Raw genomic sequence first — 24,378 nt, 5'->3', positions numbered from 1 at the left:
TCGGGACTTCACCTGAAACGATTGACGAGCGTCAAACGATTTCGCCCGGTCCCGCACCAGAATCCGTTCACGTGATCCTCGCGAAGGGGTATTCGATGACCGATTTCCGCCAGCACCAGAAGTACGACGCGCTGATTGCACGTTGCCGCGCATTACGCCCGGTGACGGTCGCGGTCGCGCATCCTTGCGACGAGGTATCGCTGCACGCGGCCGTCGCCGCCGCTCGGGCCGGCATCGTCGTGCCCGTGCTGGTCGGCCCGGTGGCGCGCATCACGGCGCTTGCCGCGACGCTCGGCGTCGACCTGTCCGGCTATCGGCTCGTCGATGCGCCGCACAGCCACGCGTCGGCCGCGCGCGCCGTCGAGCTGGTGCGCTTGGGCGACGCGCAGGCGCTGATGAAAGGCAGCCTGCATACCGACGAGTTGCTGGAGGAAGTGGTGCGCGCCGATGCGGGGCTGCGCACCGGGCGGCGCCTGAGCCACGTGTTCATCATGGACGTGCCGACTTACCGCAAGCCGTTGTTCATTACCGACGCGGCGGTCAATATCCGTCCGACGCTCGAGCAGAAGGCCGACATCGCGCAGAACGCGATCGATCTCGCGCACGCGCTCGGCATCGCCCGGCCGAAGGTCGCGATCCTGTCGGCGATCGAGACGGTCAGCTCGAAGCTGCCGTCGACGCTCGACGCGGCCGCGCTGTGCAAGATGGCCGAGCGCGGCCAGATCACCGGCGCGCTGCTCGACGGGCCGCTCGCGCTCGACAACGCGATCAGCCCCGAAGCCGCGCGGCTCAAGCATCTCGGTTCCGCGGTCGCGGGCGATGCGGACATCCTCCTCGCGCCCGACCTCGAGGCGGGCAACATGCTCGCGAAGGAGCTGACGTTCCTGGCGAACGCCGATGCGGCCGGCATCGTGCTTGGCGCGCGCGTGCCGGTGATCCTGACGAGTCGCGCCGACAGCGAACGCACGCGCCTCGCGAGCTGCGCGGTCGCGGCGCTCGTCGCGGAGGCGGCGCGTGCCACGGTGGCATCCGTAGCTGCGCCGGCCGTTGCGGCCGACTCACACTGACGGGGCCGCGATGCGACATCCGGTGCTGGTACTCAATGCCGGCTCATCGAGCCTCAAGTTCTCGGTCTACGACACGCGCGAGGATCGTTCGCTCGACGCGGGCTTGCACGGGCAGGTCGAGAACCTGCATGGCACCCCGCATCTGTTCGTGGCCGACGCGCACGGCGCGACGCTCGCCGACAGCCCCGTCGCGCGACCGGGGCACCAAGGCGCGATCGAAGCGCTGCACGCGTGGTTCGCGGCGCACGTCGGGCGGGAGGCCGCGTTCGACGGCGTCGGGCACCGGGTCGTGCACGGCGGCCCGTATTTCACCGCGCCGGTGCGGATCGACGCGCGCGTGCTCGATGCAATAGCGTCGCTTTCGCCGCTCGCGCCGCTGCACCAGCCGCATCACGTCGACGCGATTCGCGCGGTCGCCGCGGTCGCGCCGAACCTGCCGCAGGTCGCGTGTTTCGACACGGCGTTCCATTCGACGGTGCCGGCGCTCGAACGGGAGTTCGCGTTGCCGCGCGCGCTGACCGAGCACGGGATCGTGCGCTACGGTTTCCATGGGCTGTCCTACGAATACATCGCGACGGCGCTCGCGGGGCTCGATCCATCGTGGGCGCAGCGCCGGACCGTCGTCGCGCACCTCGGCAACGGCGCGAGCCTGTGCGCGCTCGCGAACGGCCGCAGCGTGGCGACGACGATGGGGTTCACGGCCGTGGACGGGCTGCCGATGGGCACGCGCACGGGCGCGCTGGACCCGGGCGTGATCCTTTACCTGCAGCGTCACGAGGGCCGCTCGCTCGACGAGGTCGAGCATCTGATCTACGAGGAATCGGGCTTGCTCGGCGTGTCGGGCATGTCGAGCGACATGCGCACGCTGCTCGCGAGCGACGCACCGTCGGCCGTGCACGCGGTCGAGCTGTTCGCCTATCGCGCGGCCCGCGAACTCGCTGCGCTGGCCGGCGTGCTCGGCGGTCTCGACTCGCTCGTGTTCACGGCGGGCATCGGCGAGCACGCGCCGCGCGTGCGTGAACGGATCTGCAGCCGCGCGGCGTGGCTCGGCATCGCGCTCGACGACGCTGCGAACGCCGCCGGACTGCCGGTGATATCGAGCGACGCGTCGCGCGTGACGGTGCGCGTGATCCCGACCGACGAGAACCTGATGATCGCGCGGCACACGCGCCGCGTGCTGGACGACGCGATCCCTTCCACGCCGTATCCGACCCGGTGAAACCTTCGATGAAAGCGAGCGACACGTCTTCCCCCGCCGTCAGCGCCCCCGCGCTGCCGATGTTCTGGCCGATGGCCGCCGCCACGGCGATGTTCGCGGCCGGCTCCGAGATCGCCGCGCGCAATCTCCGTTTCCTCGCGGAAGAGGAGAAGCTGCATTTCGAAGTGCATCCGGCGCTGGCATCGACGAACCGGCCGTTGCTGGAACTGCGGACGATGACGTTTCGCGATTATTCGGCCGCGCCGGCGCACCGGCTGCCGACGATTGTCGATGCGCCGTACGCGGGGCACAGCGCGATGATCGCCGACTACCAGCCGGGGCAGAGCCTGATGCAGACGCTGCGCGAGCACGGCGTGACGCGCCTGTACCTGACCGACTGGCGCTCGGCCACCGAGGACATGAAGGATCTCGAGATCGACCAGTATCTGGCCGAGCTGAACGTGTGCGTCGACGAGCTCGGCGGCCGCGTGAATCTCGTCGGGCTGTGCCAGGGCGGCTGGATGTCCGCGATGTATGCGGCGCGTTTCCCGCACAAGGTCGCGAGCCTCGTGCTGGCGGGCTCGCCGATCGACACCGACGCGGGCGACGGCCCGATCAGGCGGATGGTGCACATGTATCCGACGTCGTTCTACGAGGAGCTCGTTGCGATGGGTGGCGGCCTGATGCGCGGGCGCTTCATGCTGCGCGGCTGGAAGAACATGCATCCCGACCAGCACTATCTTGCCGAGCACGTCGACCTGTACGAGCATCTCGACGATCCCGAATACCTGCGCAAGCGCGAGGTGTTCGCGAACTGGTATGAAAGCCCGATCGACCTGCCGGGACGCTGGTACCTGCAGGCGATCGTGCAGATCTTCAAGGAGAACCGGCTCGCGAAGGGCACGTTCGTCGCGCTCGGGCGCACGCTCGACCTGAAGGACGTCGCGTGCCCGGCCTATCTGCTCGCCGGCGAGGCCGACGACATCACGACGCCGGAGCAGGTGTTCGGCGCGCGCGACCGGCTCGGGACGCCCGCGTCGCGGATCGAGAGCCGGCTCGTGCCGGGCGGCCATATCGGGCTGTTCATGGGGTCGCGCACGCTGAAGACGGTGTGGCCGGACATCGCGCGCTGGATCGCGGCGCAGCGCTAGGCCGGCGCGGATCGACACGGGGGGCGGCATGACGTTGCGACACAAGCGGGGGCTCGTCGTCGGCATCGCGAACGAGCAGAGCATCGCGTGGGGATGCGCGCGTGCGTTTTGCCGGGCGGGGGCCACGCTCGCGGTGACCTGGCAGTCGGAGAAGACCTTGCCGCACGTCGAGCCGCTGTTCGCGCAACTCGACGCGCCGATCCGGATGCCGCTCGACGTCGGGCGGCCCGACCAGATGGCGGCGGTGTTCGACGCGATCTCGGAGCAATGGGGCACGATCGACTTCGTGCTGCATTCGGTCGCGTATGCGCCGAAGGCCGATCTCCAAGGCCGCGTGGTCGACAGTTCGCCGGAAGGCTTCTCGTTGGCGATGGATACCTCGTGCCATTCGTTCATCCGGATGGCGAGGCTCGCCGAGCCGCTGATGACGCGAGGCGGGAGCCTGATGGCGATGAGCTATCTCGGCGCGGAGCAGGTCGTCGCGAACTACGGGGTGATGGGGCCGGTCAAGGCCGCGCTCGAATCGAGCGTGCGGTACCTGGCCGCCGAACTCGGCGGCACGGGCATTCGCGTCAACGCGATTTCGCCGGGCGCGCTGCCGACGCGCGCGGCGTCGGGCCTGCCGGACTTCGACCGGCTGCTCGACGACACCGCGCGCCGGGCGCCGCTGCATCACGTGCTGGACATCGACGACGTCGGCGCATTCTGCGCGTTCCTTGCGAGCGACGGCGCACGGGCGATCACGGGCGGCACGCACTATATCGACGCAGGCATGCACATGCTCGGCTAGCGCGCCGGCGGCATGCGGCGTCAGGTTTGCGCGAATGCCTGCACGAGGGCCGGCGGCCCATGCCTGACCGTGACTTCAGGCGTGCCGTGCCATGCCGCGAGCTTCTTCACGGCCTTCGCGACGTCGGCCGCGAGCCCCGTGCCGAACCGCACGTCCGGCTCGACATGCACGGCCTTCAGTTCGAACGTGCCGAGCGTGCGATGCGCTTTCGCGTCGACGCGGCCGACCAGCCGGCCGCGATGCAGCACGGGCAGGCAGAAATAGCCATAGCGCCGCTTGTGCTCGGGCGTATAGCACTCGATCGTGTAGTCGAAACCGAACAGCGTCGATGCGCGCCGCCGGTCCCATACGACGGGATCGAACGGCGACAACAGCGTCGTGACCGTCGAGCGCAGCGTGTCGGCCGCGGCGGCCGGCAGCAATGCGTCGAGCGAGCGATGCACGTAGGCCGGCTCGTTCCAGTCGTCGATCTGCACCGGAATCAGGTCGCCCGCATCCGCGAGCCGCTCCAGCTCCGCGCGGTACGAACGGCGCGGCAACCGGTAGTAGTCGGCCACCCAGTCCGCGCGCACGACGCCGAGCGCGCGGCACGTGTAGTCGAGCAGCGTGGGCAGCACGGCGTCGCGCGGCGGCAGGTCGCGCATGTCGTCCCAGCCGGGCAGCACGCGCTCGCGCACGTCGTACACGCGCTGGAAATTGCGGCGCTCCGACACCATCAGGTCGCCCGTCGTGAACAGCACTTCGAGGTGACGCTTCTCGGGCTTGCGGTCCCACCAGCCGTTGCCTTTCGCGCCGTCCTCGCGAACGAAGTCCGCCGATCGCACCGGGCCTTCGTCGCGAATCCGCGCGAGCAGCCGCTCGATCTCATCTCGATTCCGCGCGTGCCACTCGGCCGCATATTTCCAGCCCATCCCCGACGGATCGAGCATCTTGTACCGCATCAGGCCGAACTGCTCGACCGGCAGGAAGCACGCTTCGTGCGACCAGTATTCGAACAGGCGGGCTTCGGCGAGATGCTCGTCGAGCCACTGCGGCGAGAAATCGCCGAGACGGCTGAACAGCACGAGATACGGGCTGCGCGCGACGACGTGGATGGTGTCGATCTGCAACTGCGCCATCCGGCGGATCGTGTCGAGCACGTCGGCCTTGGTCGCCTTGCGGCGGGGCGGCGTCAGCAGGCCCTGTGCGGCGAGATGCAGCGCGCGGGCGGCGGCGGGCGAGAGCGTAAGCATCGGAATGGCGGTGGTGGTGGCGGTCGGCGATCACTTTAGCGCGAAAGCGGCGCGCGCGTGCGACACGCCGATGCAACGCATCTGACAATGCTTGACAGATGCGTTTCGCAAGTTTCCCTATAGTGCAGAGCACGGCGCGACGACAAGTGCGCGCAACGATTTCGCTTCCGACGCACATACGTCCATGGCACGCAGGAAGCGAATCCGGGATTCTCAACCCCCATCGGGAGACCCGGAGCCCTGAGCGGACATCCATGCGGCTGAGCACCGGCCCCGTGTGGATGTCCGCTGATTTTTTTGTCTTGCCGGTTTTTCGCAGGCTGCCGCGCGACGTGCGATGCCGCAGCGCGCGGGACAGGCCGTTGTGTCTTGTCGCGCCGTCACGCGGCGAACCGAAGTGCTTCCCGCTTATTGCCGCTTGCCGCGCGCGACTTCGTCGCCGGCGCCGGGCGGCAGCCGCCGCGTGATCGGAATCGATGCGAACGAGCACAGCCCGACCACGACGAACGCCGGCCAGAAATCCGACCACACCATCGTCTGGTGGCCCTGCAGCCAGTGCGACACGTGCAGCACGATGCCTGCCACCGTCACGCCGAGCCCGAGCGACATCTGCTGCACGACGCTGCCGAGGCTCGTCGCGCGGCCCGCGTCGCGCGGCGAGATGTCCGCGTAGATCATCGAGTTCAGGCTCGTGAACTGCAGCGCGGGGAAGATGCCGCCGACGAGCACGATCAGCCAGATCGCCCAGGTCGCCATGCCGGGATGGAACACGCCATAGGCGGCGATCGCGAGCCCCGCGAATGCCGCGTTGTAGATCAGCACCGTGCGAAAGCCGAAGCGGCGCAGCGTATGCGTGGCCGTCGAGCGGCTGACCGCGCCGCCGAGCGCGGACGCGCACGTGATGAGCCCCGAATGGAACGCGCTCATGCCGAGCCCTTCCTGCAGCGCGAGCGGCAGCAGGAACGGCACCGCGCCGAGGCCGATGCGGAACAGCGACCCGCCGACGACGCTCGCATGGTAGGTCGGGATCTTCAGGAAGCTGAGGTCGAGCACCGGCCGCTCCTTGCGGCGCGCGTACGGCACGTAGAGCGCGAGCAGCGCGATGCCCGCCACGCACATGACGATCGCGTTCGAGCGTGAGGTGAGCGAGCCGTCGAGCAGCGTGAGGCCCATCAGCAGCGACGCGGCGCCGCTTGCCGACAGCAGGAAGCCGAACCAGTCGAGCGGGCCCGGATCGGGCTCGTGCGTGTTCGCGATGTGCTTGCTCGCGAGATAGATCCCGTAGATGCCGATCGGCACGTTGATGAAGAAGATCATCCGCCAGTGCAGGTAGGTCGTGATGAAGCCGCCGACGAGCGGCCCGACCGTAGGCCCGAACAGCGCGGGAATCGCGAGGTAGTTCATCGCGCGCACGAGATCCGAGCGCGGCACCGCGCGGAAGATGATGATGCGGCCGACGGGCACCATCATCGCGCCGCCGACGCCTTGTATGAAGCGCGCGAACGTGAGCACGCCGAGGGAATTGGAGGCCGCGCACATCAGCGAGCCGACGACGAAGATGCCGATCGCGGTGCGGAAGACGGAGCGTGCGCCGAAGCGGTCGGCGAGCCAGCCGCAGATCGGGATGAACACGCCGAGCCCGACCACGTAGGCCGTGATCGCGATGTTCAGCGTGACGGGGTTGTGCCCGAAGTCCCTCGCCATCGCGGGCAGCGCGGTGACGATGATGTTCGCGTCGACGCTTTCCATGAACAACGCACAGGCAACGATGAGCGGTGCTAGAAAGACGGGCGACATGGGCTGGGCGCGCGGTAAAGACGCCATTATGCCCACAATGTGGTCGTTGCGTCACGTGCGACACCGGTTGTTCCGCATGTTGCAACAGTCGTTCCTGTTCCCGCGCGCGAAAGAAGAGACGACTGCGGCGCATGACACGACACATGACATCGCTCCGTCGCAGCGACCGCGAAACTTGCGTGCGGTGCGCGTTTCATGCGACAGTCGGACCCACTCGCAACACAACACGACGCGCATCGATCGACGGCCATCGAGACGAGCGCGCGCGCGAACGAGACCTCGTGCCGAGCCACTCACCATCGAAAGGAGGGGACACGCCATGACGTCACGTCGTGCCGCATCGATTGCATCTCGCTTTTCACGTCGCTTCTCGCGTCATCATGCGCCGCGTCTCGCACCGCCCGCGCCGCGTCTTCGCTGGGCCGCCGCACTGGCCGTTGCATATCTCGCCGTCGCCGGCTGCGCCGCTCAGGCCGACAATGCGAACCAGGCCGCCGCTCAGTCGGCCAGCCAGGCGGTCGCGCTTGCCGGCCCCGCGTCGGGCACGCTGCCGCCGCCGCCGAGCCAGCTCTACGGCGACCTGTTCGTCGCGGTGCAGACCGCACAGATCTATCCCGACCAGAAGACCTTCGTCGACGCGACGCCCGATACCGATCCCGCGACGATCGTGCAGTTGTATCAGCAACAGAAATCGCAGCCGGGCTTCTCGCTGAAGGCGTTCGTCGGCCAGCACTTCACGCCGCCCCCGGAAGGTGGCGTGACGCCGCCGCCGAACCAGACGCTGCGCCAGCACATCGACTGGCTGTGGCCGGAGCTCACGCGCACGAGCGTCACGGTGCCGCAGTACAGTTCGCTGATTCCGCTGCCGAAGCCGTACGTCGTGCCGGGCGGCCGCTTCCGCGAAGGCTACTACTGGGATACCTATTTCACGATGCTCGGGCTGCAGGTGTCGGGGCGCGAGGATCTCGTCGACGACATGCTCGACAACTTCGCGCATCTGATCGACACGATCGGACACATCCCGAACGGCAACCGCACGTACTACGTGAGCCGCTCGCAGCCGCCGTTCTTCGCGTACATGGTCACGCTCGCCGCGCAGGCCGAAGGTGACAAGGTCTACCAGAAATACCTGCCCCAACTGCGCAAGGAGCATGCGTACTGGATGCAGGGCGAAACCACGACGCCGCGCGGGCAGGCCGCGCGCAACGTGGTCGCGATGCCCGACGGCGCGGTGCTGAACCGCTACTGGGATGCGAGGGACACGCCGCGCGACGAGTCGTATCTCGAGGACGTGACGACCGCGAAGTCGGCGCCCGGCCGTCCGGCGAACGACGTGTACCGCGACCTGCGCGCGGGCGCGGAAAGCGGCTGGGACTACAGCTCGCGCTGGTTCGGCGACGGCAAGACGCTCGCGACGATCCGCACGACGTCGATCGTGCCGGTCGACCTGAACAGCCTGATGTTCCACCTCGAGACGACGATCGTGAAGGGCTGCACGGTGACGCGCGACGTCGCGTGCGTGACCGACTTCGCGGGGCGCGCGGCGCGGCGCGCGGCCGCGATCAACCACTATTTGTGGAACCGTCGCGGCTATTACGGCGATTACGACTGGCAGTTGCGCAAGCCGCGCGACGGCGTGACGGCGGCCGCGCTGTATCCGCTGTTCGCGGGCGTCGCATGGCCCGAGCGTGCGAAGGCGACCGCGCGCGAGGTGCGCAAGACGCTGCTGAAACCGGGCGGCCTCGCGACGACCACCGAGAATACCGGCCAGCAGTGGGACGCGCCGAACGGCTGGGCGCCGCTGCAGTGGATCGCGATCGACGGACTGCGTCGTTACGGCGAACCGGCGCTTGCGAAGGACATCGGCACGCGTTTCCTGTCCGACGTGAAGCATGTGTATGCAACCGAAGGCAAGCTCGTCGAGAAGTACGTGGTCGAAGGCGCGGGCACGGGCGGCGGCGGTGGCGGTGAATATCCGTTGCAGGACGGCTTCGGCTGGACCAACGGCGTCACGCTGAAACTGCTCGGGCTGTACGGCGAGTGACGCACGGCGCCTGCGGCGGGTTCGGCGCGCTGCAGGCGAGCGCACGGGACGGACTGTCGCGCAAGCGGCCGTCCGGCCCGTTTTCGTTTCCGCTTTCGTATGCGGCTTGCGTCAGAACGTGATCGTCGTGCGCACGCCGACCACCGTTTCGTCGCCGATGCGCGCACCCGCCGCGTTCGGGTTCGGGATGCCGCCGCCCGGACGGAAGAAGTGCTGCAGGTCGGCCTGCAGTTGCCACCACGGCGCGACCTGGTACTGGTAGGTCGCCTCGACGACGGTTTCTGCGCGGCGCACCGGATAACCGGGCGTCGTGTAGGTGCCGGTGTCGCCGTCCAGGCCGCGCGCATGCGAGCCGATCTTCGCGTAACCCACCGCGATGCCCGCGACGTCGTTGTCGCGCCCCTTGAACGGCGCCTTCAGCGTCACGCCTGCATTGGCGGCGAAATCGACGATATTGCGATCGCCCGGCGCGCCCATCACGCGCGCGAACACGCCGACCGAGCGCGGGCTGTCGTCCGACGGCCGCCAGACCATCTGATCCGCGACCGCATAGAACCCGTAGTTGCCGCGATGCGTGGCGGGAATGCCGTTGCTCGCCGGATTCGCGAGCGACAGGCCGTCGGTGCCGTAGCGCGGATCGTTCGCATGCTGCGACTGATACCAGAAGCCGAGCTTGTAGGTGCCCGGCAGGCCGGCCGGTTGCGGCGCCTTCGGGTCGGCCGGCGGCGCGTTCAGCGCGTACTGCACTTCGCCGATCACGAACGCGCCGCTGCGCAGGTTGAAGTTGGTGCCGTGTGCGTTCAGCACCTGAGCGTCACCGTCGGTGCGGCCGGCCGGATTGCCGTCGAATACGCCCACCATCGCGGTCCATGCGTCGGCCGGCTTCACGCGCAGCCGCACGCCGAGCGACGACAGCGGATACGCGGGGCCGCCGGACGGCAGGTCGGTGGACGGCAGCACCGGCCAGCCGAACGTGGCGTTCATGAACGTCGCCGCGTTCTGGCTCACCATGAACTCCTGGTCGACGCTCTGCTGGCCGACCTTCACGTCGACCTTGCCGTCGAGCAACGACTGCTGGTACCAGAGCTCCCACAGGCGCGTGGTCGAATTCGCCTCGATGCCGGTCGCGGTCTGCAGCGTCTGCAGGTAGCGCTGCGTGGCGTTGGTGCCGTGGATCTGTAGCGCCGACACGTTGAACGTGCCGCCCGGCAGGCCGATCGCCTTGCCGGTGTCGACGTTGAAGCCGAACTGCGTGAGCCCCTGGTAGGCGCCGCCGCGCTTCGTGCCGCCGGACGTGTTGTACAGGTACTCGCTGGTTTCCTGCAGGCTCAGCGTGACGCCGTGATCGCCGAGCAGGTCGCGCAGGCCGCCCATGTTGCCGAACAGGTTCGAGCGCTCCCACAGGCCGGTGGGGGCGGGCGCGGCCGCATCGGCGGCCTGTTGCGCGGGCGCGGCGGCGTCGCTCGCGCCGGCCGCCGGTTCGGCCGCGGCCGGAGGCGCCGATTGCGCGAACGCGGGCGCGGCGGCGAGCGACAGCAGCAGCGCGGCGAGCGCATTGACGTGCGGCTTGCGCAGAACGGGTTCGAGATGGTTCTTCATGCGGATTCCGTTGGCGATTTGATTAGTTAGACTGAAGAAAAGAATACGTGATGCGGGAAGCGTGGCGAGGCGGTCGCGCGGCGGCACATGGCGCGTGGCGCCCCCGCGCGTCGAGGGCTTACGGCAGCCAGCCGCCGACGCGCCACACTTGCGCGAAGCCGAGGCGCGAGGCAGCCGAGCATAGCAGCGCGGCGAGCGCGACCGCGGCCGCCATCGCGGCGACCAGTACGCAGTCGAGCGGGCGCGGTGCCGCCGGCATGTGGGCGAGTGCCGCACCGCGCCAGTTGGCGAGCGCGTGGGCGAGCGGCGAGAGGCCGGCAACGAACGAGCGGTCGCACGCGACGTGCACGATGCGCTTGAGTCTGACCGCGAACGATTGAAAGAACATGACGCTGCCTCCGTCCGGTCCGGCGGATGCCGGACGACATGATCGAGCGCGGGTGCATGACGCGGCCTGCGATCGGAGGTTGGAACATAACGGAGCGTGCGACTGACGAACCGGCGATGACCGGCCCGGGAGGAAGCGCGCTAACCCGGCGAATGCGAGCTAGCGGCGAAAGACATGCGTCTGGCTGCTATCTCGCGATGGCTTGGCCGGCCTGGACCGGCATCGAACTGCAACTAGAGCATGTGTCCACGGAGGGACTCCCTTGATGAATTGGGGCGGATTGTAGTCGCGACTTTTGCTGCGGTGCAAGCAAAAAACGCAGAAAAGACGATGCGTGTGGCGTGCGAGTCGCGCCGGCACGCGCTCGGCAAGCAGAGGGCGCTGCGGGGCGCCCGCCGTTGTTCGCAAGCATCGACGCGTGACCGCTTCGTGAGGTGTTGAAAGGTTTCGTCACGTCATTTCAAGGGCAAATCTTTCAGCGTCGCAAGGCGGGAGATTTATTTCGGGAAATGGGGTTTGGAGGGGTTGACTTCACTTTCGGGCGGTTCATAGAATTCGGCATCTTCATTCTTGGGGCCGCCGCCTTGGACGCCTGCAGTAGTCGATCTTCGAACGAAATTCCCGCCTGAGCGACCGACGTCCGCGCCTCATCGAAGCCGCCGTTTGTCCCCCGGGCAAACGGTGCGCGCAGCAGTATTCCGCAGCAACTCCCTACGTGCACCCTGATTCGCGCCGGTTAGCGTGATGCGTTTTCGCATGCGTTGTCCGGTTTCACCGCCGCCTGGCAGGCGGCCGCGTTCGCGCACGCCTCGTTCAGGCCCGCGAATGCCGGCCCGCACGCCGGACGGCGGTCAACCGTGTTCCCCGGAACACCGCACAGGAGCCGCCGTGAACGACAGTGACAGTTGTCCCATATGCCCGTTGCACGCACCGACCCATTTGAACCCGGGTCGCAGGGACACTCCGGCCGACTAGCCTGACACGTTGTTCAGGCCCCGGACTGGCCCCGCGCCCACCACGCGGCCGGCACGCCTGCCGTCGCCGCACGGAGCCAGACCATGAACTTCGGCCTTCTGCTGTCGAACTTTCCGCACGTCACGGAATCGCGCAATCACTACGACACGATGCTGACGCTCGACGCCCGTCCGCGGGTGTTGTCCCGCCTGTTGAACCAGTTGAAATCGTTGATCCGCTGAAGCAGCGCCGAGCGCGCCTCGGCATGCGCACGCGCGGCTGCCATCGAGCGGCCGCCCCGCGCGCATTCCAAGGTCACACGCTTATCGAATAACCATTAGTCGTACGGAACGAATCATGTCCACGCCATCCAACGTCTCTCCACCGATCGTCGCGGAACGCAGCGCCGTGCTCGACGAAGCCCATGTCGGCGACATCCGCGGCGCGCTCGGCACGATCGCGCATCACGACACCGCCGCGCGCGGCACATGGTGGGCGCGGCTGCGCACGCTGCTCGCGATCATCGGCCCGGGCCTCATCGTGATGGTCGGCGACAACGACGCAGGCGCATTCGGCACCTACACGCAGGCCGGCCAGAACTACGGCACGACGCTGCTGTGGACGCTGCTGCTGCTCGTGCCCGTGCTGTACGTGAACCAGGAAATGGTGCTGCGCCTCGGCGCGGTCACGGGCGTCGGCCACGCACGCCTGATCTTCGAGCGCTTCGGCAAGTTCTGGGGCGCGTTCAGCGTGATCGACCTGTTCCTGCTCAATGCGCTGACGATCGTCACCGAGTTCATCGGCATTACGTTCGTGCTCGATTTCTTCGGATTGCCGAAGGTGGCCGGCGTGTGCGTGGCCGCCGCGCTGACGATGGCCGCGGTGAGCACCGGCGATTTCAGGCGCTTCGAGCGGTTTGCGATCGGGCTGTGCGTGCTGAGCCTGCTGCTGGTGCCGGTGCTCGTGTCGATCCACCCGCCCGTCGCACAGATGACGCGCGATTTCCTCGTGCCGAACTGGCCCGCGCACGCGAAGCTGTCGGACGTGATGCTGCTCGTGATCGGCATCGTCGGCACGACCGTCGCGCCGTGGCAGCTGTTCTTCCAGCAGAGCTACGTGATCGACAAGCGCATCACGCCGCGCTTCATGAAGTATGAAAAGGTCGACCTGTGGATCGGCATCGCATTCGTGCTGGTCGGCGCGGTCGCGATGATCGGCTTCAGCGCCGCGCTGTTCGGCGGGCATCCGGAAGCCGGCAACTTCACCGACGCGGGCGGCATCATCGCGGGCCTCGAGAAGTATGCGGGCCGCACGGGCGCGACGCTGTTCGCGGTGGCGCTGCTCGACGCGTGCATCATCGGCGCGGCGGCCGTGTCGCTGTCGACCGCATATGCGATCGGCGACGTGTTCAAGATCCGCCATTCGCTGCATCGCGGCGTATCCGACGCGAAGGGCTTCTATCTCGTGTACTTCGGCATCGTCGCGGCCGCGGCCACGCTCGTGCTGATCCCGGGCAGCCCGCTCGGCCTGCTGACCGAAGCCGTGCAGACGCTCGCGGGCGTGCTGCTGCCGAGCGCGACGGTGTTCCTCCTCGTGCTGTGCAACGACCGCCAGGTGCTTGGGCCCTGGGTCAACTCGACGAAGCTCAACGTGTTCACGGGCGCGGTGATCTGGGTGCTCGTGCTGCTGTCGATCATCCTGACCGCGTCGGTGATGTATCCCGACATCAGCGGCGAAGCGATCGTCGACGTGCTGGTGGGCGGCACTGTGCTCGCGATTGCCGGCTATCTCGCGACGGTGCTGATCCGCCGCAACAAGCGCGTCGTCGAGCCGGGCGTCGATCGCTCGCTGCGCGACACGTGGCGCATGCCGCCGCTCGACACGCTCGAGCCGCAGAACATGACGCTCGCAACGCGGATCTGGATGGCCGTGCTGCGCGGTTATCTGGTGATCGCGGTTGGTCTCGTGATCGTCAAGGTCGTGCAGATGACGCTGCTGAAGTAACGCGGATCGTCTGCCAGGAAGCGGCGCCGGACCCGGCACCGCGCCGCAACCCGACCATGCCGGCCCGCGAGGCCGGCATGTTCGTTTACACGTTCGCTTTGCGCAAGCGTCGCATCGCCGTCAGATCAGCTCGAGCTTCGACGTCAGGTAGGTGAGCTGGATCCGGTTCGCGACGCCGAAGCGCTTGCGCAGTTTGCGCAGGTGATAGTCGACGTTGTGCGCGCTGGTGTCGAGGCGCCGGCCGATCTCCTTGTCGGATGCGCCTTCGGCGATGCCGAGCAGCAGTTCCTGCTCGAACGGCGTGAGCCCGTTGACCGTACGCTCCCGCGACGTCGCGATCAGCTGCGGCGACGCGAACTTGTGCACCGACAGCCCGATCGACAGCGCCTGCTCGATCGTCGCCGGCGTGATCCATTCGCGCGTGCGGCGCGGCGCGGTGAAGCTCATGAACGCATGCAGCCGCGTGCCGGGCACGGCCATCGAATACATGATGCCGCTGCACATCCCGTCGTCCTGCATCGTCTGCAGGAAACCGTCGAGCGCGGCCGGCGTCACGCACGGGCCGGTGTCGCGCTCGCGGTGTTCGCGGCGCAACTGCTGCAGGTCCCACACGATCGGCATGTTGCATACGCGCGCGCCGAGCGTGCGCGGATCGACGTCGTGATGGTTGTGCCGCACGTAGTCGCCGCGATAGGTGGCCGGCGTGAACGCTTCATGCAGGTAGAGACTTTCGACACGCTCGCGCGCGAATTCGAGCGCGAAGTACGCGAACGTCGAGAAGCCTGTCAGGTGCAGCAGGCTCGTGACGATCCGGTTGCGCTCGGCCGTGCTCTGCGCATGTGTGAGCGTATCGGCGACGCCGAGCGTCGGCGCGTGCGGCTGCGCGACTTCGCCGCGCTTGGCGTCGTCGCACCAGACGACCTGCACGGTACGCTCCCGCAGCGCGTCCGCGCATGCGCTCAGCCCGCGCGACGGGCGGGAAAAGGTTGGGGCGACCGCTTCTTCATGCAATGCAATATCGGACATGAGCCATCCCTCGGAATCGACGCGCATCGCCTGGCGGCGGCCGTAACCTGTACGGCATTCGCGGCGGTGCGATCGAGCTTAGTTTTTGATATGCGCCGATCGTCATCCCTGACGAAACGCGGGGGCATTGTACAAAAAATGCCGGTGTGGGCGTAATATGCCGTAATACTAATTGCGGCGAAAGGTTCATATTCGCACGCATATAACGTCGACCAGAAAATCATAAAGAAAAGACCAGATCGTGACGGGGCGCAGTTTCACATATTGGGAAAGGGCGGGCTCCTCATGACACATGCTGACGGCGCACCACGCGTCGAGTGGTTTTCACAAGCCGATATAGCGGCGGCGGCCGCTTATTCGAACGAATATCAGGCAATCGATCGCGATATTTTTACCGGTATTCAAATTTCGCCCGGTAAAACCGACCTTGCTCCGACCGATTTCGCGCAATGCCATGCGCGATTGCGGCAAATCGGTTTCAGTACGCTCGGTTACGGCGCCTATGAAATGATCGGGCGCCGTATCCTGTGCGCGCATCTGCTGCGCGACCTCGCGCCGGCGACGTTCATGCAGCCGTTTATCGAAGGGATGCTGTACGAGAGCGACCCGCGGTTCGCGCAGGTGCGGCAGAGCGGCTTTCCGGTCGCGTGGCGGCTCGACGAGATCGAGTCGGCCGCGCAGGGCAGCGGCGACCGCAAGGTGCTGGCGCTCGCCGGCCATCTGCGCGCGCACGCGATGAACAGCGGCGTGATCTTCAGCCTGTCGGCGCCGCGCCTGGACCTGCGCGTCGCGGTGAACGTGACGTCCGAGACGCACGGCACCGAATGGATCGACGATCGCGTGATCGGCGGCGCGCTGGCCGTGAGCCTCGCCGTGCATCGCGTCGCGCTGCCGTTCCTGGAGGCGCGCATCGCGCGCATGCGCGGCTTCGCGCTCGGCGACGAGCAGCAGCAGGTGCTCGACCGCCTCGTGCACGGGCTGTCCGACCAGGAGATCGCGAGCGCGCTGCGCACGTCGCTGCACAAGGTCGGCCACCACATCCGTTCGCTGGAAAAACTCTTCAACGTGCAGAACCGCGCGCAGCTCGCGTACCTCGCCGCACGGCGTCTTCTGCCCTGACCTGACGCACGCGCGGGCGGCCCGCCGCGCGATGGAAGCGGTTCCGGCGATGCGTGCCCGAACGTGTCGCCGGGTTTCGTAGTCCGATCCGATCGCCTCCGGGAAACGCGCTTTCGCGCTACGAGGTGCATCCCTTTTTCCATCGGTTCGCGTCGCTACACTCGTCCCATTCAACGGTCCGTGCGGCACGGGGCAGGGTTGCCCGTGCCAGCCGGCGATAACGACGACAGGACACCGGCACGATGGCAGAACCGAAGGCGCTCCCCCGCGACTGGCAGCGGTTGTTTTCCGCTGGCCGCGGCGTGTCCGGACGGCGTCTCGGGGGCGCGTCGCCGCGCGCCGACCTGTTCATCGCGGTGTTCATCGTCGCGGTCGTCGCGCTGTTCATCCTGCCGCTGCCGCAGGCGGCGCTCGACGGGATGATCTCGCTGAATCTCGCCGTGAGCGTGGTGCTGCTGACGGTATCGACCTACGTGCCGTCGGCGGTCAGCTTCTCGTCGTTTCCCGCGCTGCTGCTGTTCACGACGCTGTTCCGGCTCGCGCTGAACATCGCGTCGTGCAAGCTGATCCTGCTGCACGCGAACGCCGGCCACGTGATCGACGCGTTCGGGCGGCTCGTCGTCGGCAACAACGTCGTGGTGGGCGGCGTGGTGTTCCTCGTGATCGCCGTCGTGCAGTTCATCGTGATCGCGAAAGGGTCGGAGCGGGTGGCCGAAGTCGGCGCGCGCTTCTCGCTCGACGCGATGCCGGGCAAGCAGATGAGCATCGACGCGGACCTGCGCGCCGGCATCATCAGCGCGGACGAAGCGCGCGAGCGCCGCGAGAAGCTCGAGCAGGAATCGCAGATGCACGGCGCGATGGACGGCGCGATGAAGTTCGTGAAGGGCGACGCGATCGCGGGTCTCGTGATCGCGTTCATCAACATCGTCGCGGGGATCGCGGTCGGCACGCTGATGCACGGGATGGATATCGGCGCGGCGCTGCAACGCTACGCGATCCTGACGGTCGGCGACGGAATGGCGTCGCAGATTCCGTCGCTGCTCGTGTCGATCGCGGCCGGCATCGTGACGACGCGCGTCGCGACACGCGATGCGCGGCAGCGCCAGCTTGGCGAACAGCTCGGCGAGCAACTGGGCGCGCATCCGCGTGCGCTGCTGATCGCGGCGCTGGTGCTGGCCGGCTTCCTCGTCGTGCCGGGCTTTCCGAAATGGTCGTTCGCGCTGATCGCGATCGGCCTCGGCGCGTTCGCGTTCTCGCAGATCAGGCACAAGACGACCGCGCCGAGCTTCAACCTGATTCAGATCGCGGGGCGCGTCGGCACGGCCGACGACGGCCAGCCCGCGAAGGTGTCGCATGCGGCGGGCGTTACATCGCTGATCGCGGTATCGCTGTCCGACGACCTGCGCACGAGCCTGAACCTCGCGCAACTGCAGGCCGCGCTGTCGAGCGCGAAGGCGCGCGTCGACGCGGACATCGGCACGGTGTTCCCGCGCATCACGCTGAACGACGACGAGGGTGCGGCGGCCGGCACGTACCGGATCTACCTGCAGGACGTGCTCGCCGCGCACGGCGCGCTGAAGCCGGGCTGGCTGCTGTGGGACGGCGTCGCGCCGCTGCCCGAGCGCGCGGAGCGCCAGCCGGCCGAGGCGTTCGGCCCGTTCGCGACCGCGTTGTGGATCAAGCCCGACGGCGCCGCGCCGGACGGCAAGTGGCTGTCGAGCGAAAGCGCGCTCGCCGCGCACGTCGAGCAGATCGTGCGCCAGCATGCGGACGAATTGCTGGGCATTCAGGAGACGCAGGCGCTCGTGCATCTCGTGCGCCGCGAACACCCCGAACTCGTGGGCGAGCTGACGCGGCTCGTGCCGCTGCAGCGCGTGACCGAAGTGCTGCGCCGGCTGCTCGCCGAACAGGTGCCGATCCGCAACCTGCGCGTGATTTTCGAGAGCCTGATCACGTGGGCGCCGAACGAACCCGACGACGTGATCGCGCTGGTCGAGCTCGTGCGCGTCGACCTGCGCCGGATGATTACCGACCGTCATGCGGGCACGACGCGCCAGCTGCGGGTCGTGCTGTTCGAGCAGAACCTGCAGGAGCGGATCGAGAGCGCGGTGATGCGCACGAAGCAGGGCAACTTCCTCGCGCTGTCGAGCGCGATCAAGCAGGACATCGGCGAGCAGGTGCGCGCGATCGTGCAGGCCGCGCAGGCGGCCGGCCCCGGCGGCCACGGCAACGCGCAGGGCGCGGCGCGGCTCGCGGTGATGGTCGCGCTCGGCGCGCGTCGTTACGTGAAGACGATCCTGCAACCGATGTTGCCCGAGTTGGCGGTGTTGTCGTACCAGGAGGTCGAGGAGGACGTGCAACTGCACACGATCGGCTGGGTGAAGAACCCGCCGGACGACGGCACGGTCGGTGCGGGCGCCGACGTGCGCGTGCCGGGAGCCGTGCAATGACGAGCTCGACGATCCTCGACCTGACGCGCCAGGCGCTGATGCTCGTGCTGCTGCTGTCGCTGCCGATCGTGCTGATCGCCACCGTCACGGGCCTCATCGTCGCGATCCTGCAGGCCGTCACGCAGGTGCAGGACGCCAACATCGGCATCGCGGTGCGGTTGATCGCCGTGATGGTCGCACTCGTGCTGCTGTCGGGCTGGCTCGGCGGCGAAGTGCTGCGCTTCGCGCAGCAGGCGCTCGAACGCATGTTCGTTTCTTCCACAGGAGTCCTTTGATGCGTCGACGCGTCGCCTCGATCCGGTTTCAACCGCGCAGCCTGCAACGGGCCGCGCTTGCCATGTGCGCGACCGCGCTGCTCACGGCGTCGCTGTGCATGGCGCCCGTGCAGCCGGCCCGCGCCGCGGACCTGCGCTGGCGCAACAAGCCGTTCACGATCGTCGCGAACGGCAAGAAGATCGGCGACTTCATTCGCGAACTCGCATCGTCGCAGGGCGTGACGGCGGTAGTCGACCCGAAGGTCGACGGCGTGATCAGCGGCCGCTTCTCGGGTACGCCGCAGCAGACGCTCGATACGATCTGCTCGACCTACGGGCTCACGTGGTACTACGACGGCTCGTTCCTGTACGTCGATCCGGCCGACCAGTCGCAGACGCAGATGATCCCGATCCCGCCGAATGCATCCGGCGAAATCGGCCGCGCGCTGCAGGCGATGCAGATTCCCGACAAGCGCTACACGCTCGTGATCAACGATCGCGCGAACAGCGTGTACGTGGCCGGCCCGCGCCGCTACGTCGAGCTCGTGCGGCAGGCGGTCGGCTCGGTCGGCGATCCGTCGGCGAACGGCGCGCATGCGGACATCCGTGCATTCCGGCTGAAGTACGGCTGGGCGTCGGATTTCACGATCAACCGCTCGGGCAAGGAAGTGACCGTGCCGGGCGTCGCGACGATTCTGAGCCGGCTGTTCGGCAAGGGCGGCGGCACGAACGCGCTGCCGTCGAGCACGTCGCTCGGGCAGGCCGCGCGCCAGGTGAAGCTCGGCTCGGGGCTGACGATCGCGGTGCCGCGCCTCGATTTCCCCGATATCTCCGGCGGCCCGCGTTCGGGCGGTTATGCCGGCGACGGCAGCGCGACCAGCGGGTTCTCGCCGTTCGCGAACGCCGGCGGCGGCGACGCGCTGCCGCAGATCGTCGCCGATCCGGCGATCAACGCGGTGATCGTGCGCGACCTGCCGGAGAACATGTATCGCTACCAGTCGCTGATCAACCAGCTCGACGAGCGGCCGCGCATCGTCGAGATCAACGTGACGATCATCGACATCAACGAGGATTCGCTCGACAGCCTCGGGATCGACTGGCGCCTGCACACGACGCACGGCGACGTGCAGATCGGCAACGGCGCGAATCCGCTGAACGGCAACACGCAGTTCAACGGCTCCGGCAATCCGCCGCTGACGTTCGGCGTCGGCACGTCGGAAACCGGGCAGACGGGCACTTTCCTGCCGACCGGCATCGCGCTGACCGCATCGATCGGCGGCTCGCTGCGCAACTACCTGCTCACGCGCGTGAACGCGCTCGCGCAGAAGGGGCAGGCGCAGTTGCGTTCGAAACCGAAGGTGCTCGCGCTCGACAACACCGAGGCGATCCTCGAGAACCTCACGCAGTTCTACGTGCAGGTGCAGGGCTACCAGGATTCGTCGCTGTACAGCGTGACGACCGGCACGAGCATCAAGGTGACGCCGATGATCGTCGACGAGGCGATCCGCAACGCGGCCGCCGTATCCGGCAATCCGCAGAGCGTGATGATGTCGATCGACATCCAGGACGGCAACGTCGTGCAGGGGCAGGCCGTGTCGAACATTCCGGTGATCCAGCAGCGCAACATCGTCACCAAGTCGATGATCGACGAAGGCAAGAGCCTGCTGATCGCCGGTTTCAACGACGACGAGGTGAAGCTGAACAAAAGCGGCGTGCCCTGGCTGTCCGACATTCCGTTGATCGGCAACCTGTTCAAGTACACCGACAAGTCGGGCAACCACATGGAGCGGTTCTACCTGCTGACGCCGCGCGTGGTGACGACCGCGTCGATGTACGCGCCGGACGGCTCGCCCGTGAACCCGGGCGCCGACGGGCCGGCGAATCAGGAAGGCATGTCGATGTATCGGCCGCCGGACAACGACGTCGCGGTGCCGCTGACGCCGAAGCCGTTGCCCGGCACGAAGTTCGGCCCGCCCGCACTGCCGCCGCCGAAAGACGCGGCGTCGCAGCCGGCGGCGACGACCGCAGGAGCCACCCCCCATGTCGACGACCATCATTGATCCGCACGGCGACGGCGCATTGCCCGGCGGCGCGGGAGGCGCGGGGGCAGGCGCGGCCGCGCTCGCGTCGCCGTGGAACCTGTGCTTCCTGAGCGGGCCGATGTACGGCCGCACGATGTCGCTCGCGCGCGGCGCGAACTGGGTCGGCACCGCGGCCGATTGCGAAGTGATCCTGCCCGATCGCGAGATCGGTGCGAAACAGGTGTGCCTGCAGGTCGGCGCGCTCGCGGTGACCGTACAGAACCACGGCGGCGACGCCGGTGCGCCGGTGCTGTTCAACGACGAACCGCTCGGCGCGGGCCGCCGCTCGATGACGCCGCACGACGTCGTGACGGTCGGCTCGATCCGGCTCGGCATCGCGCGGCACGCGCAGGCGAGCGTCGCGGTGCCCGACGAAACCGACGCGCCGGACGCCGCGCGCGAGGCCGCGTGGCTCGGCTGGCTCACGGGCGGGCTGCGCCGCCTCGGCAGCCGACGGCTCGTGATCGCGCTGGTCGCGCTGTGGATCGGCGTGCTGCTCGGCGCGCTCGGCTACGGCTTCGTCGCGTGGTCGGGGCGCCTGCCTTGGCAGCACGAATCGGTGCTCGCGCGCACGCACCGGCTGCAGCAACTGCTGCACGCGTATCCGGAGCTGGCCGTCGCGCCGCGCGATGACGGCGTGATCGTGTCCGGCTACGTGAGCGACCCGGCCGCGCGAGAACGCGTCGCGCAGATCGTCGCGGGCGTCGACAACGCGGCGCTCGGCAACATCTACGTGGTCAGCGATCTGGTGGCGACCGCGCAGACCTATTTCAGCGATACGGCGCTGACGGTCGCGTATCTCGGCCGCGGCCGGATCGAGCTGACGGGCGCGGCCGCGCGCGCGCAGATCGAGCCGCGCATCCGCAACTACATGAAGGACGCGCGCCCGGCGCTCGAAGTGGTCGATCACGTGCGCGATGCCGATCCGGCCGCGCCGCGCACGACGACGACGCTCGGCGGGATGGCCGGCATTCCGGAGATCACGACCGTGTTCGCCGGCGACGGCGACCAGCGCTATATCGAGACGGTCGACGGCAGCCGCTATTTCGAGGGCGCGCGGCTGAAGGACGGGCCGACCGTCGTGTCGATCGGCGCGGACGAAGTGGTGTTCGAACGCAACGGCCAGCGCATCACGATGCCGCTCGGCGGCGCGTCGGCGAACGCGCCCGAGCAGGCGCCGGCGCCGCCCGTGGCGGCGCTCGCGAGCGGTGCGGCGGCCGGAGTCGCGCAGCCGGTGCCGGGGCCGACGCTGTTGCCGGACGCACCGCAAGCGGGTGCCAAGGCGGCCGGTGCATCGACGAAGGAGGCGGCGCACTAGCGCCGCGACAGGTCATGCGCATCGCTCGACAGGCGGTGCGCGCATTACGCGGGGCGTCGCATCGGTGCGGCGGCTCACGTTGCTGGCGGGGCATGGGGCTGCCGCCGGAAGGTGAATGAAGTTCACGTTAAGGAGCGAAACATGGGTACCCAGGCCGCAGGTGGTGCAACCAACACGAACCAGGTCCAGCAGCAGGCGGACGACCTGACCAAGACGCAGCTCGAACTGACGAAGATCAACTTCCAGGTCCAGCAGTCGACCGCGACGTTCGAAACCAGCAACGCAGTGACCGCGCAGGAGGGGACGGCGAACGCCCAGGTCGCGCAACACCTGAGCTCGGCCGGCCGCGCATGACGCCGGCCACCGGCCGCGCCGCGCGACGGCGCGCGCCGGGTTTGCCCGCGAAGGGCGCCCGGCCGCGGATGCGCGCGTGCCGGCCGGCTTGTTCCGGGCGGGCCCGACCGATCCGGTCCGGCGCCTGCCAGCCAAGGAGGGCATGGATATGTCAGTGACAGGCGTTGGCGCGGCGGCGCCGGGCGCGGCCGCGCTCGCGGGTGCCGCGCAGCAAACGGGCTCGGCGTCCGATCCGGCGCAGGTGCGCCAGTTCGATGCGTTGATGCAGCCGGGCGCATCGCCGGCTGCGGCGTCTTCGTCGGGCGTCGCGATGTCGCGCGCGCCGGCGGATGCGTCGCCGGCCGTGCAGATGACGCCCGCGCAGGCGAACCAGTCGTCGCTCGTCGAGCGGTTGCGGACCTACGGCAACGATCTCGACACGCGGTACGCGAACATCGACAAGCATCGCAGCGAAATGCTGACGTCGATGGCGGACAGCCGCAGCGATCCGATGATGACGATGGTGAAGGCGATGGATTTCCAGTGGACGGCGACCACCACGATTTCGGAATACCAGTTGAGCCTGTCGGTCGCGCAGGCGGCGAACGGCTTCACGCACACCGTGCTGAAGACGCAGGAGTGAAAGCGTGCGTGCAGGTTGAATTCGACCTCACGCACCCTGAAGCGGACAAACGATGACGACGATCGATTCGACGCCGCGCGCGCATGCGTGGCGCAGCCGGGCGGCGCGCGCGCTGCTCGCGGGGCTGCTCGTGCTGTTGGCCGGGTGCCAGAAGGAGCTGTACTCGGGCCTGTCGGAGCGCGATGCGAACCAGATGGTCGCGGTGCTCGGCGACGCGGGCATCAGCGCGTCGAAAGATAACGACGCGCGCGACACGTCGGACCGCAACGCATGGCTCGTGAGCGTCGCGGACGGCGACATGCAGTCTGCGCTCACGGTGCTGCAGGCGAACGGGCTGCCGAAGCCGAGTTATGCGAGCCTCGGCGAGCTGTTCCAGAAGCAGGGCCTCGTGTCGACGCCGGCCGAGGAGCGCGTGCGCTATCTGTACGGCGTGTCGCAGGACCTGTCGCGCACGCTGCAGGACATCGAGGGCGTGGTCGTCGCGCGCGTGCAGGTCGTGATTCCGGAGAACGACCCGCTCGCGGACAAGATCAAGCCGTCGTCGGCGGCCGTGTACATCCGCTACCGGCCGGGCGTCGACCTGCGCGCGATGGCGCCGATGGTCAAGGATCTCGTCGCGCACAGCATCGAAGGGTTGCAGTACGACAACGTGTCGCTGTTCCTGCAGCCGGCCGCCGCGCAAGCGACGCGCGTGGACGGGATCGGCAGCGCCGTGACCGACATCGTGCGGCTGCGCTCGCCGCTCGGCTGGCTCGTGTTCGCGCTGATCCTGCTGACCAGCGCGGTGATCGCGCTGTCGGCCGCGCGGCGCGGGATGTTCGGCGCGCGGCTTGCCGGCCTGCTCGGCGCGCCGCGCGGCGCCAATGGCGGGAACGGAGGGGCCGGGCATCCGGCGTCCGCGCAGCCGGCCGGCGGCGGGCTGCGCACGCC

20 protein-coding genes are annotated in these 24,378 nt (G+C 68.2%); 15 read left to right on the top strand and 5 right to left on the bottom strand.

Features of this window, described 5'->3' with window-relative positions; all coding sequences use genetic code 11:
- Positions 1-95: 95 nt before the first annotated feature.
- Genes OEJ37_RS09975 through fabI form a run of 4 tightly spaced genes read left to right on the top strand, consistent with a single transcriptional unit; the run spans position 96 to position 4,206 of the window.
- A complete protein-coding gene (locus tag OEJ37_RS09975; protein WP_263344171.1) occupies positions 96-1,067 on the top strand; it encodes a phosphate acetyltransferase in 972 nt (323 codons plus the stop codon).
- A 10-nt stretch (positions 1,068-1,077) separates the two neighbouring features.
- Entirely contained in the window at positions 1,078-2,286 is a 1,209-nt protein-coding gene (locus tag OEJ37_RS09970) for an acetate/propionate family kinase (RefSeq protein ID WP_263344170.1), read from the top strand.
- Between the two features lie 8 nt (positions 2,287-2,294).
- Positions 2,295-3,416 (top strand): alpha/beta fold hydrolase, encoded by a 1,122-nt coding sequence (locus OEJ37_RS09965; protein WP_263344169.1) that lies wholly within the window; start codon positions 2,295-2,297, stop codon positions 3,414-3,416.
- Between the two features lie 28 nt (positions 3,417-3,444).
- A complete protein-coding gene (fabI, locus tag OEJ37_RS09960; RefSeq protein ID WP_175918358.1) occupies positions 3,445-4,206 on the top strand; it encodes an enoyl-ACP reductase FabI in 762 nt (253 codons plus the stop codon).
- A gap of 20 nt (positions 4,207-4,226) precedes the next feature.
- Here fabI and OEJ37_RS09955 read toward each other — a convergent pair whose 3' ends face one another.
- Complete coding sequence (locus tag OEJ37_RS09955; protein WP_263344168.1) at positions 4,227-5,438, bottom strand: winged helix-turn-helix domain-containing protein; 1,212 nt, start codon at positions 5,436-5,438, stop codon at positions 4,227-4,229.
- Positions 5,439-5,846: 408 nt separating this feature from the next.
- Positions 5,847-7,235 carry an MFS transporter gene (locus OEJ37_RS09950; RefSeq protein ID WP_174419380.1) on the bottom strand — a complete coding sequence of 463 codons (1,389 nt, stop codon included), beginning with the start codon at positions 7,233-7,235 and terminating at the stop codon, positions 5,847-5,849.
- A gap of 319 nt (positions 7,236-7,554) precedes the next feature.
- Between OEJ37_RS09950 and treA the strand changes: the two genes are divergently transcribed.
- Positions 7,555-9,279, top strand: coding sequence for an alpha,alpha-trehalase TreA (gene treA, locus OEJ37_RS09945; protein ID WP_174419381.1), 1,725 nt, complete (start codon positions 7,555-7,557; stop codon positions 9,277-9,279).
- 111 nt (positions 9,280-9,390) lie between these two features.
- Here treA and OEJ37_RS09940 read toward each other — a convergent pair whose 3' ends face one another.
- Positions 9,391-10,878, bottom strand: coding sequence for a carbohydrate porin (locus OEJ37_RS09940; RefSeq protein ID WP_263344167.1), 1,488 nt, complete (start codon positions 10,876-10,878; stop codon positions 9,391-9,393).
- Between the two features lie 118 nt (positions 10,879-10,996).
- Entirely contained in the window at positions 10,997-11,266 is a 270-nt protein-coding gene (locus tag OEJ37_RS09935; protein ID WP_175918354.1) for a hypothetical protein, read from the bottom strand.
- 1,058 nt (positions 11,267-12,324) lie between these two features.
- Here OEJ37_RS09935 and OEJ37_RS09930 point away from each other — a divergent pair.
- Positions 12,325-12,462, top strand: a complete 138-nt coding sequence (locus OEJ37_RS09930; protein ID WP_174419384.1) for a hypothetical protein — start codon at positions 12,325-12,327, stop codon at positions 12,460-12,462.
- A 115-nt stretch (positions 12,463-12,577) separates the two neighbouring features.
- Positions 12,578-14,224 (top strand): Nramp family divalent metal transporter, encoded by a 1,647-nt coding sequence (locus OEJ37_RS09925; RefSeq protein WP_152856897.1) that lies wholly within the window; start codon positions 12,578-12,580, stop codon positions 14,222-14,224.
- A 120-nt stretch (positions 14,225-14,344) separates the two neighbouring features.
- Here OEJ37_RS09925 and OEJ37_RS09920 read toward each other — a convergent pair whose 3' ends face one another.
- Entirely contained in the window at positions 14,345-15,250 is a 906-nt protein-coding gene (locus OEJ37_RS09920; protein ID WP_174419385.1) for a helix-turn-helix transcriptional regulator, read from the bottom strand.
- 285 nt (positions 15,251-15,535) lie between these two features.
- Between OEJ37_RS09920 and OEJ37_RS09915 the strand changes: the two genes are divergently transcribed.
- The 8 genes from OEJ37_RS09915 to sctJ form a co-directional block, all read left to right on the top strand.
- Complete coding sequence (locus OEJ37_RS09915) at positions 15,536-16,369, top strand: helix-turn-helix transcriptional regulator (RefSeq protein ID WP_174419386.1); 834 nt, start codon at positions 15,536-15,538, stop codon at positions 16,367-16,369.
- 242 nt (positions 16,370-16,611) lie between these two features.
- On the top strand, positions 16,612-18,819 hold the full coding sequence (gene sctV, locus OEJ37_RS09910; RefSeq protein ID WP_175947737.1) for a type III secretion system export apparatus subunit SctV: 2,208 nt from the start codon (positions 16,612-16,614) through the stop codon (positions 18,817-18,819).
- Positions 18,816-19,094: a type III secretion system export apparatus subunit SctS gene (gene sctS, locus OEJ37_RS09905; RefSeq protein WP_152856901.1), complete on the top strand. Its 279-nt coding sequence runs from the start codon at positions 18,816-18,818 to the stop codon at positions 19,092-19,094. Before sctV ends, sctS begins: the two co-directional genes overlap by 4 nt.
- Entirely contained in the window at positions 19,094-21,133 is a 2,040-nt protein-coding gene (sctC, locus tag OEJ37_RS09900) for a type III secretion system outer membrane ring subunit SctC (protein ID WP_263344166.1), read from the top strand. Before sctS ends, sctC begins: the two co-directional genes overlap by 1 nt.
- Positions 21,114-22,472, top strand: a complete 1,359-nt coding sequence (gene sctD / locus OEJ37_RS09895; RefSeq protein ID WP_263344165.1) for a type III secretion system inner membrane ring subunit SctD — start codon at positions 21,114-21,116, stop codon at positions 22,470-22,472. The genes sctC and sctD overlap by 20 nt, the downstream gene beginning before the upstream one ends.
- Positions 22,473-22,613: 141 nt before the next feature.
- On the top strand, positions 22,614-22,826 hold the full coding sequence (locus OEJ37_RS09890) for a hypothetical protein (protein ID WP_034180511.1): 213 nt from the start codon (positions 22,614-22,616) through the stop codon (positions 22,824-22,826).
- A gap of 148 nt (positions 22,827-22,974) precedes the next feature.
- Positions 22,975-23,448: a hypothetical protein gene (locus OEJ37_RS09885; protein WP_174419390.1), complete on the top strand. Its 474-nt coding sequence runs from the start codon at positions 22,975-22,977 to the stop codon at positions 23,446-23,448.
- A gap of 52 nt (positions 23,449-23,500) precedes the next feature.
- The coding region (sctJ, locus tag OEJ37_RS09880) for a type III secretion system inner membrane ring lipoprotein SctJ (protein ID WP_263344164.1) at positions 23,501-24,378 on the top strand (878 nt) is incomplete at its 3' end.

Origin of the sequence: Burkholderia sp. BKH01, assembly GCF_025685725.1 — a bacterium.
Classification (GTDB): domain Bacteria; phylum Pseudomonadota; class Gammaproteobacteria; order Burkholderiales; family Burkholderiaceae; genus Burkholderia; species Burkholderia pyrrocinia_C.
This window is presented reverse-complemented; position numbering and strand designations above follow the sequence as displayed.